Source organism: Variovorax sp. GW460-12-1-14-LB1 (assembly GCF_059423605.1).
Map to the genome: position 1 here is coordinate 25,927 of NZ_JBWKYF010000043.1, position 13,549 is coordinate 39,475.

Annotated in this window: 12 protein-coding genes; 10 read left to right on the forward strand and 2 right to left on the reverse strand. The window is 64.5% G+C overall.

Going from position 1 to position 13,549, the window contains the following annotated elements; translation table 11 throughout:
- Positions 1 to 156 precede the first annotated feature (156 nt).
- From AC07Y4_RS20800 to AC07Y4_RS20810, 3 genes are all read left to right on the forward strand, one after another.
- Positions 157 to 891, forward strand: a complete 735-nt coding sequence (locus tag AC07Y4_RS20800; RefSeq protein WP_062475282.1) for a TerC family protein — start codon at positions 157 to 159, stop codon at positions 889 to 891.
- A gap of 86 nt (positions 892 to 977) precedes the next feature.
- Complete coding sequence (locus AC07Y4_RS20805; RefSeq protein WP_070063278.1) at positions 978 to 1,442, forward strand: hypothetical protein; 465 nt, start codon at positions 978 to 980, stop codon at positions 1,440 to 1,442.
- A gap of 103 nt (positions 1,443 to 1,545) precedes the next feature.
- Positions 1,546 to 1,902 (forward strand): phage holin family protein, encoded by a 357-nt coding sequence (locus AC07Y4_RS20810; protein WP_095747298.1) that lies wholly within the window; start codon positions 1,546 to 1,548, stop codon positions 1,900 to 1,902.
- Positions 1,903 to 1,923: 21 nt separating this feature from the next.
- Here AC07Y4_RS20810 and AC07Y4_RS20815 read toward each other — a convergent pair whose 3' ends face one another.
- The gene (locus AC07Y4_RS20815; RefSeq protein WP_487847645.1) at positions 1,924 to 3,495 is read right to left on the reverse strand and encodes a M48 family metalloprotease; all 1,572 of its coding nucleotides are present in this window, start codon (positions 3,493 to 3,495) and stop codon (positions 1,924 to 1,926) included.
- A gap of 54 nt (positions 3,496 to 3,549) precedes the next feature.
- On the opposite strand from AC07Y4_RS20815, the gene moaC reads away from it, so the two are divergent.
- Positions 3,550 to 4,038 carry a cyclic pyranopterin monophosphate synthase MoaC gene (gene moaC / locus AC07Y4_RS20820; protein ID WP_062475294.1) on the forward strand — a complete coding sequence of 163 codons (489 nt, stop codon included), beginning with the start codon at positions 3,550 to 3,552 and terminating at the stop codon, positions 4,036 to 4,038.
- Between the two features lie 10 nt (positions 4,039 to 4,048).
- On the opposite strand, the gene AC07Y4_RS20825 is transcribed toward moaC, so the two are convergent.
- Positions 4,049 to 5,758, reverse strand: a complete 1,710-nt coding sequence (locus AC07Y4_RS20825; RefSeq protein ID WP_487847646.1) for a PglL family O-oligosaccharyltransferase — start codon at positions 5,756 to 5,758, stop codon at positions 4,049 to 4,051.
- 158 nt (positions 5,759 to 5,916) lie between these two features.
- On the opposite strand from AC07Y4_RS20825, the gene AC07Y4_RS20830 reads away from it, so the two are divergent.
- From AC07Y4_RS20830 to AC07Y4_RS20855, 6 genes are all read left to right on the forward strand, one after another.
- Positions 5,917 to 6,396: a type IV pilin protein gene (locus AC07Y4_RS20830; protein ID WP_487847647.1), complete on the forward strand. Its 480-nt coding sequence runs from the start codon at positions 5,917 to 5,919 to the stop codon at positions 6,394 to 6,396.
- Positions 6,393 to 6,983: a GspH/FimT family pseudopilin gene (locus AC07Y4_RS20835; protein WP_487847648.1), complete on the forward strand. Its 591-nt coding sequence runs from the start codon at positions 6,393 to 6,395 to the stop codon at positions 6,981 to 6,983. Before AC07Y4_RS20830 ends, AC07Y4_RS20835 begins: the two co-directional genes overlap by 4 nt.
- Complete coding sequence (locus AC07Y4_RS20840) at positions 6,980 to 7,465, forward strand: type IV pilus modification PilV family protein (protein ID WP_487847649.1); 486 nt, start codon at positions 6,980 to 6,982, stop codon at positions 7,463 to 7,465. The genes AC07Y4_RS20835 and AC07Y4_RS20840 overlap by 4 nt, the downstream gene beginning before the upstream one ends.
- A gap of 6 nt (positions 7,466 to 7,471) precedes the next feature.
- Complete coding sequence (locus tag AC07Y4_RS20845) at positions 7,472 to 8,608, forward strand: PilW family protein (RefSeq protein ID WP_487847650.1); 1,137 nt, start codon at positions 7,472 to 7,474, stop codon at positions 8,606 to 8,608.
- 80 nt (positions 8,609 to 8,688) lie between these two features.
- A complete protein-coding gene (locus AC07Y4_RS20850) occupies positions 8,689 to 9,297 on the forward strand; it encodes a hypothetical protein (RefSeq protein ID WP_447748343.1) in 609 nt (202 codons plus the stop codon).
- A gap of 27 nt (positions 9,298 to 9,324) precedes the next feature.
- Positions 9,325 to 12,828, forward strand: a complete 3,504-nt coding sequence (locus AC07Y4_RS20855) for a pilus assembly protein (RefSeq protein WP_487847651.1) — start codon at positions 9,325 to 9,327, stop codon at positions 12,826 to 12,828.
- Positions 12,829 to 13,549: the final 721 nt, after the last annotated feature.

The window sequence follows — 13,549 nt, forward strand, 5'->3', positions numbered from 1 at the left end:
GTCGAAGCGTTCGCAAGTCCCCGGTGTCACCCGGCCTTCGCTCCCCCGCTTTCGACCGCACCCGCGCAGGGTGAATCGAAACGCATCGGCATGCCGCTGCCCGTCGTGGTCCCCATCAGGGAGCTGCGGGCGTGGCGCCAAGACAAAGAGGAATCTATGGAACAGTTCATGGCCCCGGAATTCTGGGTCGCGGTCGGTCAGATCATCATGATCGACATTCTTTTGGGCGGCGACAACGCCGTCGTCATCGCGCTGGCCTGCCGCAAGCTGCCGCCCGCGCAACGCACCCAGGGCATCCTGTGGGGTACCGCCGGCGCCATCGTGCTGCGCGTGATCCTGATCTTCTTCGCGCTCACGCTGCTCGCGATTCCGTTCCTGAAGCTGGTGGGCGCAATCCTGCTGCTGTGGATCGGCGTGAAACTGCTGGCCCCCGACCATGACGACGCGCACGGCAACATCGCCGGCAGCGACCGCCTCTGGGGCGCCGTGAAGACCGTGATCGTGGCCGACCTGGTCATGAGCGTGGACAACGTGATCGCCATCGCCGGTGCCGCACAAGGCGCGGGCGACGGCCACCAGATGCCGCTGGTGATCTTCGGCCTGCTCGTGAGCATCCCGATCATCGTCTGGGGCAGCCAGCTGGTCATCAAGCTGATGGACCGCTTCCCGATGATCATCACGCTGGGCGGCATGCTGCTGGGCTGGATCGCCGGCACGATGGCCGTGTCCGACCCGGCCCTGGCGAACCCCGCCAACTGGACCTGGGTGCCGAAGGTGCCGCAGACCGACACCATCAAGTACGCCGCCGGCATCATCGGTGCGCTGCTGGTGCTGGCGATCGGCAAGTGGGTGGCTTCGCGCAAGCCGGCCCCCGCCACCCCGGCCCACTGAGCGTTCGTTGAACGATAAACGCCCCGCACTGAAACTTCTTGCATCAATCCGGTCTCTGTCACTCTAACTATCAAAGGAGAGCACTCATGGAAAAGATCATTCTTTACGTCGACGACGCCGTCTATGCCAGCGAGCAGTTCGCCGAACTGGCGCCGGATGCCGACAACGTCGTGGCGCGCCATTGGGTGCTCGTGGCCTGCGCGCCGCGCATGACACACCGGATCAGCAAGTGGGTGAGCCACAGCGCGCGCGAGAACTGGCGCGCCAAGTGGTTCAGCAAGGTGCAGGCGCAGATGCTGCCGCTGCTCGAGCGCAACGGCGGCCAGGTGACGGCGGTGCTGGCCAAGGGCCCGCTGACCGACCTGACGCAGCAACTCAAGCGCGAGCACGCGGCCACCCACGTGGTCGATGCGCGCCGCCCGAAGATCGGCGTCGACCTGGAACCGGTCACGCCCGACCAGACCCCGGCCAAGCAATCGGGCTGGGCCTTTCCCGGCGCCGTGATGGGCATGGGCGCGCTGCTGGTGCTGGCCAACGAGCTGGCCGAGTAAGCCTGATCAGGGCCGCACGCCCTCCCGAACCGACACAAGCCCCGCTGCGGCAACGCAGCGGGGCTTGTTCTTTTGTGCGGGCCCGTGGGGTATCCTGCGGCGCATGCGCATCCTCCTCAAATGGCTGCTCAGCGCCGTCGCGCTGCTCGCGGTCGCCTACCTCTACAGCGGCGTCCAGGTCCAGAGTTTCGGTTCGGCGCTGCTCGCGGCGGCCGTGATCGGCCTGCTCAACATGGTCGTGCGGCCGGTGCTGGTGATCCTGACGCTGCCGGTCACCATCGTCACGCTCGGGCTGTTCCTGTTCGTGATCAACGCCCTGCTGTTCTGGGCCGCCTCGGGCCTGCTCGGCGGCTTCCATGTGAACGGCTTCCTCGCCGCGCTGCTGGGCTCGCTGATCTACTCGCTGCTCGGGCTGCTCATCGAGAGCGCACTGGGCGGGCTGCTGTCCTCCCGGCGCTGAACGCCGCCCCTCGACGCATCACTACTTCAGCGGCGGCTCCTCGGCCTGCTGCTTGACCAGCACGTCGACGGCGCGTGCGCGCGTGTCGATGATCGATGCCTCGTAGTGGTCGATGGGCGCGCCCGACTTGCGGACCAGCTCCTGTGCCGCCTTGAAGCGGTCGCGCGCCGCCGGGTAGTCGAGGATCGCCACGTTGGCCTCGGCATCGGCACGAATGGCGCGCAGCGTGTCGCTCTGCGCCCCGTACAGATTGGCCAGCGTGCGCCAGGCCGTGGCATCGCGCGGATGAACGGCCACCCAGTCGCGCAGCACGGGCACCATCGGCGCGGGCTGGCGCTGGGCGATCGCCGCTTCGGCCGCGAGGATCATCTCGGGCCGCTCCTTCGACTTGGCGTCGAGCAGCGCCGCCGCACGAGCGGCGCCGCCGCCCGCGAGTTCGATCTCGGCCTGCAGCCAGCGCGCCTGCTTGCTCGCGGCCGCATCGTCGGCCGTGCGGGCCACGAGCCGCTCGGCCAGCGCGCGCGCCGCCTTGAAATCGCGCAACTCCTTGGCCGCCATCGCCGCCGCGTAGAGCGTGCCCGCCTGCTGGGCTGGTGAACTGCCCGCGAACTCGCCGCTCGAGGCCGCATTGACCCACAGCCGCAGCACGTCGACGCCCGGGCGCGTCAGCACGCGGGCGCGCGAGGCGACCATGGCGTGGTCCATCACCAGCGGCACCGTCGGCGGTGCCGCTTCGGCACGGAACTGGAACCGGCCCTGCATGTCCGAGATGCGCTCGGTGGTCAGCGGGTGGCTGCGCAGGTAGGGGTACGAGCCGTTGTCGTTCAGGCGCGAGGCGTACTGCAGCTTCTCGAACATCGCCGCGGCGCCCTGCGGCGCAAAGCCCGCCTGCGTCATCACGCCGAAGCCGATGCGGTCGGCCTCGCGCTCCATGTCGCGCGAGAAGCTCAGCTGGTTCTGCATGAACAGCGCCTGGCTGCCCATGATCACCGCCTGGCCGGCGTCGGAATTGCGGCTCTTGCTGGCCGCGATCATCCCCAGGATCAGGCCGGCGATCATCAGGGGCATCTGCTTGCCCTGCTTGTTCATGATGCGCGAGATGTGGCGCTGCGTGACGTGCGACAGCTCGTGCCCGAGCACCGTCGCCAGCTCGTCGCGGCTGCCGACCGCGGCCAGCAGCCCCAGGTTCAGCCCGAGGTAGCCGCCCGGCAGCGCGAAGGCGTTGATGTTGCGGTCGCGGCCCAGCAGGATGGTCCAGGCGAAGCGCTCGTCGAGCTCGGGCGTGAGCTCGCCGCGCGAGCGCGCGGCCGCCAGCAGGCGCTGCCAGATGTCCTGCACGTAGGCGGCGATCACCGGGTCGTCGATGTAGTCGGTGTCGCGGTACAGCTCGCGCACGATCTGGTCGCCCAGCCGGCGCTCGGCACTCGCCGTCATCTCGCCGCCGTCACCGAGGCCCGGCAGGATCTGCTGCACCTGCGCCAGCGCGGGGGCCGGCAACAGCACCTGGGAAGCTATCAAAAAGGTAGCACACACCGCATGCCGGAGGGGCGTCGGGCGGGTTTTCTTGTGGGAAGAAGGAGTCAAGCGCGGCATTCCTCGTCTGTGGCTCGGGCTCGTATGATGCATCTTCAAAACGAACGTTCACCGATGAGCACCCTCACCCATTTTGACGCCCAGGGCCAGGCCCACATGGTCGACGTGGCGGCCAAGCCCGCCACCCACCGCGTGGCCGTGGCCACCGGCCGCATCGAGATGCAGCCTGCGACGCTGGCGCTGATCGAGTCGGGCACCGCCAAGAAGGGCGACGTGCTGGGCATCGCGCGCATCGCCGGCATCCAGGCGGCCAAGAAGACCAGCGACCTGATCCCGCTGTGCCACCCGCTGGCGCTGACCCGCGTGGCCGTGGCCTTCGCGCTCGCCGAGGGCGGCCAGGCGCCGCAGGTGGCCTGCACCGCGACCGTCGAGACCGTCGGCCCGACCGGCGTGGAAATGGAAGCCCTGACCGCCGTGCAGGTCGCGCTGCTCACCATCTACGACATGTGCAAGGCCGTCGACCGCGGGATGCGGATCACCGACGTGCATGTGCTGGAGAAGCACGGCGGGAAGTCGGGGAGCTACGTCGCGACGGCGGGCTGAAATCCAGCGGCTATAGCTCGGGCGCGTCGTCCGGGCGGTTGTCCAGCCAGCGGGCGAACGCGGCCGGGAACGCTACACGGAAACGCTCGGCCAGCGCTTGCGCTTCGGCATCGCGCCCCAGCAGCTCGGCGCTTTCGATCAGCTTCACGATGACGCGCGGCTCGGGCGAGAAGTGCAGCACGCGCCCGGCCAGTTCGTGCATGTGCGCGGCATTCGCTGGCGTGACGGCTGTCAGCGTCACCTCGGCGAAATCCACCTGGCGTGAGAACAGCCACGAGCCCTGGAGCTTGGCGAGCGTGTCGTCGCGGTAGGCCGGCATGCGGGCCTCGCGCGGCAGGTAGATCTGGCTGATGCGGGTGTAGTCCCAGGCGGCGTAGCCGATGAGGGCCACCCAGGCTGCGGCGGCGGCGAAGGCGGCGAGCTTTCTGCCGTTCGCTTCCGGGCGCTTGGACGATGCCGGCCACAGGATGCCGAGGCACAGCCCGAAGACCAGTTGGAACGGGCCGTACCAGAGCGGGTACTCGAGCAGGCTGTGCAACAAGATGACGCCGAGCAGGCCCCACGCCATCAGCCGCAAGGGATCGCGCTCGCGCCACGGCTTCGCCACACCCACCATCCACAAGAAGCCACCGCAGATCAACAGCGCCGCCGGAATGCCCAGCTCAACGGCGAGGTGCAGCGGCAGGTTGTGAGCGTTGTCGAGGATCACGGGGAAACGCGGACCGTTGTACAGCGTGGCGAAGTGCGCGAAGCTGAGTTCGCCCCAGCCCCAGCCGGTGAGGGGACGCTGGGCGATGAGGGACAGGACGTTCTGCCAGAGAACGACGCGGCTGTCGGTGGTGACGACGGTGGGCTGCAGGCGTGACGTCAAGGCCGCAGCGGCGATCTGGCCGTCACCGCCAGCCGCCAGACCGGGCAGCAGGACATCGAAGACGAAGTAAAGCGGAATCCCTGCCAGCAGGACGAGCGGAGGCGGGAGACGAAACGATGCCGGAACCCCCTGTACACAGCGTTCTCGCCAAGCCGCAAGGCTCGCCGCCGCCATGATCAACAGAAACTGAAGCAGCCCCGTGCGCGACAGGGAGGCGGCTGCTGCTGCGACCAGCAAGACGGCCGCCACCATCAACCCCCATCGCACCCGTCGAGAGCCCAGTGTTCCATGCAACCACAGCGTGGCAACCAAGGCCAAGCTCAGCAGCGTCGCGAACTGGTTGCGCTGGCGCAGTGTGCCCCATGCCCGCCCTGCTGGAGGAGAAGCGAACCAGGACGCCATGTCTCCCGCAAGGTGGTAGTACTGCAGCAGGCCAAGGACGGCATTGATCAGGCCCGCGCCGAAGAGTCCCCAGGCCAACGCGGCCGGCACCGAGGCGCCCCGACCTGCTGAGCCCGCCCCCAGACCGACTGCCATCGCCATGGCGGCGAGAACGGCAAGCGCGGATGCGAGAGGCCACCCGCCGGAATCCCATGTTCCCGCGAGCACCAGCACCAACGAGCTGGCACACAGCCATCGGGTCAAGGCCGGTGCGGGCCAAGCCAGGACCGGCGCACAGAAGAGCCAGCCCGCGAGGCACATCCAGGACACCAGCTGCTGCCACACCGTGAGCGACGGCCCCATCGCCAGCGGCGAGAGAAACGCGAACGCCAGCAGCACCGCGCACACGCCGCACAGGGCCTGGCCCGACGAGGGAAGCATTTCGATAAGGGCCGAAGAGCGCTGCACGGACCCATTGTGATGCCCGCGCGATCCGATAAATGGTCGCGGCGACCGGGCGAATGGCTTTGCTAACAAAAGCAAATGGACACAAGATTTAACAATATTTCCCAATTGTTTCTACGGCTCGATCCGCGGGCGTGATTACAGCTTGAAAGGCAGTCTTGATGAATCAGCGAGTTGCATTGACTTGTTCAAGGGCGGGCGCACCAGAACCACGACGGGTGCTGAAGGGGTTCACCTTGATCGAGGTGATGGTCACGGTCGCCATCGTGGCCATCCTTGCGACCATCGCTTACCCGAACTACACGGACTACGTGCGACGCGGCAAGGTGCAGGAGGCGCCCGGCAATCTGTCGAGCTATCGCGCCCAGCTGGAACAGCACTACCAGGACCATCGCACCTACGACAAGGGCGATGGCACTTGCGGCCGCCTCCCGCCGGACGCAACAACCAATTTCCAGTACGGCTGCACCCTCACGCGCACGGGCCAGGGCTACTCGCTCACCGCAACCGGCCAGGCCGGTACCGCTGTCGCGGGCCTCGAATACAAACTGAATGAGCTCAACAAGCCGAGCACCACGTGCACCCGGTGCGCCTGGAACTTCAGCGGCGAACAGTCCTCCTGGATCATGCGCAAGCCATGAACTCGAGGGTTCACCGCTCGACAGGGGGCTTCACCCTGATTGAATTGATGGTCGGGATCGCTCTTCTCGGGATCCTGCTCATGCTTGCGTACCCGAGCTATACGAGCTTCATCCGCAACGCACAGGTCCGCGGTGCCGCAGAGTCGGTGCTCAACGGCTTGCAGCTGGCCCGGGCTGAAGCGATCCGGCGCAATGGCAACGTCCAGTTCACGCTGACGAACACCTCGAAGGGCGCGGCTCTGGCAGGAAGCACCGACTGGAATGTCTACGCCGCGCTCCCCGCAACCCCCACGGTTTTCGACGACCTGGTGCAGGAACGCCTGGCAGGTGATGCCTCGTCCAATGCCCGCGCCCAGGTTTCCACGACCGTGGGCACAAAGACCGCCGACCCCGGTGCCGGCATGCCGGCGACCATCACGTTCACCGGTCTTGGCCGCCTCGCTGCGGCGACGACCGTGCGTCAGATCGACTTCACCGGCGCAACCACCGACGTGCGCCGACTGGCGATCGTCCTGGCTCCGGGCGGCGATGTGCGCCTGTGCGATCCCGGGCATTCCCTCGCAACCAATCCGCAAGGTTGTTCATGAGCACGCAGAAAAGGACATCACGTACCGTCCGTCGTCTACCGCGCGCCCAGCGCGGCGTCATGCTGGTCGAAGCGCTCGTGGCGATTGCCATCTTTTCCTTTGCCGTTCTTGGCATCGTCGGCCTGCAAGCCACCGCCATTCGCACCGTTCGCGATGCCGACTACCGCGCCAAGGCCAGCTTCTTCGCGAACCAGATCGTCGGGCGCATGTGGGTGGACCGCTTCAACGTTCCGACCTACGCCCTGAATGCCGCAGCCACGGCCTGCGACGAAGGCGACAACACGGCAGCCAACCCGCTGGTGACCAGTTGGATTTCAGGGTTGAGCGATGCAACCAACCAAGGCGCGCTGCCCGGCGCGGCCGGGTTGCAGCAACAGATCGTCGTAGGACCGAACAACGTCGTCACGGTGACGCTCTGCTGGAAAAGCCCGCAGGACGACGCGGCGCACAACTTCACGCTCACGACGCAGATTCAAGGCTGAGACCCCATGCCCCCACTCCATCAACTCAAGCGCCAACAAGGCTTCGGTCTCGTCGAAACACTGGTCGGCATGGTGGTCGGACTCGCTGCGACGATCATCATTTACCAGGTCATATCGACCTACGAAGACATCAAGCGCTCGACCACCTCCGGCGCCGATACGCAGCAAAACGGCATCTTCAGCCTCGCAACGATGGAGCGCGACCTGCGCGCCGCCGGCTGGGGCATACCGACCGCGGCGATCATGCCGTGCACCGAGTACTTCACGTACTACAGCAATGGCACGGCCAGCGGCCCCGTGCCCAACTTTCCGGGCACGCCCGTGCGCATCGCCGATGGCGGCGTTGCGGCAGGCGCCTCGGACAGCATCACGATGCTCTGGGGAACGTCCATCCGCAGCAACGTGCGCAACATGTTGCTGCAGAACGCGACCATCAACCCGCCCGGCACGTCGGCCGCCAACCTGCAACCCACCAGCAAGGTCGCGCTCTCGGGCGTCGGCGGCTTCGTGTGGCTGACCGATGACGACGGCCGATGCACGCTCGCCCGCATCACCGCAAGCGATGCCAACCCTGCCAATGCGAACAGCGTCGTCCTTTCGCACGCCGCAGCAACAGGCACCGCCACGCAACCGACCTACAACCCGTCGGGCAACGTGATGACCGACCTGGGTTGGCCCACGAGCTTCACCAAGAATCCGCGGATCTACGACCTCGGCACCTTCACGCAGCGAACCTATTCGGTGACAAGTGGCTCGCTCGTGTCGCAAGACTTCTTCAGCTCGATGACGCAGGTGCAACTCGCCAACAACGTGGTGAGCCTCAAGGCGATGTACGGCATCAGCGATGCCAACAGCCAGGTGGTCACCAACTGGGTCCGGGCCACCGGGGCGTGGGCGACCCCGACCATTGCAGACGCCCGGCGCATCAAGGCCGTTCGCATTGCCGTGGTGGTGCGCAGTCCGTTGAAAGAGCGGCTAAAGGGCGATGCGCAAGCCTGCGACATCACGACCACAGCGCCAGAAAGCTGGCCCGGCGGGCCCGCCATCGATCTGAGCAACGACGCCGATTGGCGCTGCTATCGCTATCGCGCCTTCGAAACCATCGTGCCGCTTCGCAACGTTCTCTGGGCCAATTTGTCATGAGCCACCCCTGCGCCTTCTCCTCTGCGCCCCCTACCCTCTCCCGTCGGCCACCTCGCGGTGGCACGCGGCAAAGAGGCGTGGTGGTTTTCATCGCACTGATCGCGGTGCTGGTTCTCTCGTTGGCTGCAGCCGCGCTGCTGCGCTCCACCGACACGGCGGGCGTGATTTCGGGCAACGTGGCATTCAAGCAGGCGGCCACCAGCATCGCCGATACCGGGGCGGAGCGCGCCTTCAATGCACTGCCGGCACTCGCCAACGCCGATGCCGATGTGGCGGGCAAGTACTACCGGCTGATGCAACCAGCGGATGCCACCGGCGTCCCCAGCACGATCAATTGGAGTTCGGTCCCCTGCTATGACCATAAGGACGGCGTCGCAGCTATTTCGTGCACGGACGAGTCGTTGTACCGAGTGCAGTACGTGATCGACCGGCTGTGCACCGCGGCCCCCGCGAAAACCGATCCGTTGACCCTGCTGACCAGCAAGTGCGTAGCAGGGCAGCCTTTCTCGGCGGGAGGAACCGAAGAGGAAGACAACAACAGCCATGCGCAGACCACCAACATCTTCGGGAGCCTGACGCCGCCCCCGCCAACACGACCGACGATTCACTACCGGGTGACGGTGCGTGTTCTAGGCCCACGCAATACCAGCAGCATTGTTCAGACAACCATCGAATTGCCATTTGGTTGATCCCCCGCAACAACCCGCAACCCTATCATGCAAAAGTCATATTTTTCGCGCGCCGTTGCCAATGCGGTGATCGCCTCTCTGCTCCTTCAATCTTTTGTTTCCCTGGCGGCGACAGATCTGACGGATGTGCCGCTCATTGTTCAGAGTCGGGTGAAGCCCAACATTCTCTTCACGCTCGACAATTCGGGGAGCATGGCATGGGAAACAATCACTGGCAGCGATGCAAAAGCGGAATACAACAGCGGGAAGACAAACCGCGCGTTCTATTCGCCCAGCTACAACAAGCTTTACTACAACCCGACAATCACCTATTTGCCGGCAGTCAAGTACGACAGCGATGCGACGACATTCACATCCAGCAGAGGTGCAAGTCCTGCCGCCGCGGCTCTGGTCAACCCATACTCCGGAACAAGCAAGGTCAATTTGACGGAAAAATGCTGGGGAACGCCAGATATCGATCTCCCGCTTTATAACTCCACATCTTTTGCGAAAGTCGACAGTTGCCCCAATAGCAGCACCAAGTACTACAGCAAGCAGTACGCACGCTACGCCTTCTATTACTCTTGGGAAGGCACCGGAAATCCGAATGGCGGCGACACCCAAAACAATGACAGCAGCTACAAGAGAGTGGAAATTGTTCCAGCAGTCTCTACGTACCCACGCGCTGCATCCCGCACCGATTGTGGTATAGAGATCGCATGTACCTATGAGCAGGAAATACAGAATTTCGCCAACTGGTTCACCTACTATCGCACGCGGATCCTGACGGCAAAATCGTCTCTGGGGCTTGCTTTTTCAGCACTCAATGAAAAGTCAAGGGTCGGGTTTTCGACCATCAACGATAACAGCAGCAACGACAATACGAGCGGCGCAAATTTCATCCCGCTCGCTGAATTCGATTCGACTCAAAAACTCACTTGGTATTCCCAGGTTTATGGGATTTCCCCCAATGGAGGGACGCCCCTGGTCACGGCACTGGATCGCGCAGGCCAGTACTACGCAACCGGCAAGATGCCCGGAGGACCTTCGGCGACACGCGCCACCACCGTTCCTCTGGCCTGCACACCGAACTACACGATCCTTTCGACCGATGGCTATTGGAATGGCGGGGCGCCAACGGGAGTGGGCGACTTGGACCGAACGGTTCCCACCCTGCCGGCCAACGTCTATTACGACACCGAGGCCAAGGTGGCGATCAACGATCCCATCGCCGGTGTTCCGCTGGTCGCAGGGGAAAAATTCCCCGCGCCCTTCTACGACGGGAACAGCAGATCCAACACCCTGGCCGACGTCGCCATGAAGTACTGGATTTCCGACCTCGCACCCAAGCCGTCAGCCGGCAAGGTCGCGGCCAACCCCTCCGATCCTGCGACATGGCAGCACATGGTGACCTTCACCATCGGCCTGGGCGCAAGCGGCACCCTTTCTACGCCACCGACCGGTTCGAACTCATGGCCCACGCCGGTGGCCGATTCGGCGACCGCCATCGATGACCTCTGGCACGCGGCCCTCAACGGTCATGGTCAGTACTTCAGCGCCAATGACCCGGCGAAGCTGCAGACAGCGCTCTCGTCGATCCTGAACAACATCGTCAACCGTACCGGCGCGGCAGCCTCTGTGGCCGTGAGCAATCCGAACGTCCGCTCGGGTGACAACACGGCCTTCACCTCCAACTTCAATTCAGGCACTTGGTACGGTGATCTTGAAGCGTTCGCCATCAATATCGATACAGGCCTGTTGGGCACAACTGCACTTTGGTCTGCACAGTCGCTGCTGGACAAGAAGGCATTCGGCACCCGCAAGATCGCCAGCTTCAACGGCTCTGCGGGCGTGGCCTTCACCACCGACGGCCTGAGCGCCACGCAAGTAGCGCGTCTGAACTCGCCTGCAACACCGCCCGGCCCAAGCGATAGTGCCGCCGTGATCTCGTACCTGCGGGGCGATCGCACCAAGGAAGGCACCGACAGCGCCAGCGCACGCCCCTACCGGACGCGCACCCACGTGCTTGGAGATATCGTGAACGCAGAGCCCACCTATGTTTCGGCGCCCCGCTCCAGCTACACCGATACCGGTTACGCCACCTACAAAGCCGGCGCTGCAGCCAACCGGACCAAGGTCGTGTATCAGGGAGCCAACGACGGGATGCTCCACGCGTTCGATGCCGCCAATGGCAACGAACTCTGGGCCTATGTGCCTGGCAGTTTGCTGGACATGAATCTCTCCGCCACGGTCACGTCGACCAGTGCCCTGGCCGGCCTCACCCAGCAGTCCCCGTCGTTCCAGCACCGCTTCTATGTCGACGGCACCGCTGTGGCCACGGACGTGGACCTCAGCAACACATACGCCAACCAACCAACGCCCCCGACGCCCAGTTGGGCCACCGTGCTCGTTGGCAGCCTCGGCAAAGGGGGGCGAGGTTACTACGCCCTGAACGTGACAGACCCATCGGCCGCCTCGGATGCCGATGTCGCGAGCAAGGTGATGTGGGAGTTTCCCAATGCAAACACCACAAGCGAGGTCAAGAACAGCATCGGCTATTCCTACGGCAGCCCCCTGAACGTCAAGACCAAGGCCGCCGGATGGGTCACGCTGGTGACCTCCGGCTACAACAACGGGACAGACACGGGTGGCGACGGGACCGGGCACCTCTACGTTCTGAATACGGCGACAGGCGCAGTGATCAAGGACATCAGCACCGGAGTGGGCACCAGCGCCGACCCGAGCGGGCTGGCTAAAGTCAGTGCGTTCCTGGTCAAGCCCGGCACGGACGACACGGTCGACTACGCGTACGGCGGGGATCTTTACGGCAACGTCTGGCGTTTCGATCTTTCGTCCAATTCGACGACCGACTGGAACGTCAAGCGGCTCGCCACATTGGTCGACGCTACCGGTAAGGTGCAACCCGTCACCAACTCGATAGAGCTAGGGGTGGTGAAGCGCAAGCGCATGGTGTTCGTTGGCACTGGCAAGTACCTTGGCGCCTCCGACATTCCCGGCGGAACCGATGCCAACACCAACGCCAGCCAACCGCAGTCTTTCTACGGCCTGATGGACGACCGGTCCGACTCACCGACCATCACGCCGTTACGTCTCAATCTTGTCAGGCAGACGGCAACCAAATCTGGCGACAACATCAATGTGACAAGCAACCCTCTGGACCTGACGACCAAGAAAGGCTGGGTGCTCGACTTCGCAACGACGCCGGCGGGCGAGCGCTCGTACACGAGCCCAGTGCTGTTCCAGGGCGTGCTGGCCTTCACGACCAACACGCCTTCGAGCGACGAGTGCTCGCCAGGAGGAAGCTCCAACCTTTACTTCCTCAACTACGCGAACGGTGGAGCAATCCCCAACTTGAGCAGCCGGTTCGTCGGCAATGTGCTTGCGAGCCGCGTGCAGCCCGAGGGGTTGCCGAACGGGTCGATCAAGATCCTCGTGCGCACGTCCGACGGGAAGAACAAGGTTTATGACGTGAGCGTGCCTTCGGCCACGACGCCTACGCGGATCATGTGGCGGGAAGTCATCACGAACTGAAAAAGCGGGCACAGCGCTGATCAGCACACTCAAAAGAAAGGATCGGGGCCGTACGCGGGCTCGCGCAGCTGCCGGCCGTGCTGCTCAAGCCGTTGGCCCAGCTTGCGCGGGTTAATGGCGGCGCGATCGTGCTCGAGCCCTTAGTCGAAGCAGAACCTCAGCTCAACGCCTTCGATCTCTGCCTTCAGTTCCGCCCGCTGCTCGCCCGATACCTCGTTGTCGTGCGCCAGCCGCTCGGCACTGACACTCGCAATGTGACCATTGCATCGATCTGCTCGATCTGCAGCTGCAATTCGAGTAGCGCGAGCAGGTCGTTGGCCCCATAGGCTTGGTTTGCCTTCTGCGTCAGCGCCGTCTTGACGCAGCGCTGCTGTACATAGGTCGCGCGGTCAGGATGCTGAGCGCTGGCAAGCTCGCAGAAGACTCGAGCGCGGATTGCATAGCCTGTTGCTCCTCAGCTTCGCGCCGCTGCTGCGCTGGCCTTGTGGCAGGGCGGGGCGTAGCAACGGTGTTCCGTCAACCTACCTGGCGGCCTCGTCCCAATGGCACCAGCGCCTGCGTATACATCTGGCCGTAGGTGCCGATGCCGGCATGCCACGCAGCCAGCGTCTGGCGGGCCTTCTCGATCTGGCGGATCAGGGTGTGAAGCGCTTCTGCTGCGGTGTCAGTGCGGGCCGGCTTTGCTGGGGGAGATTTGCAGGGCTTGGGCACATTGAGCGGC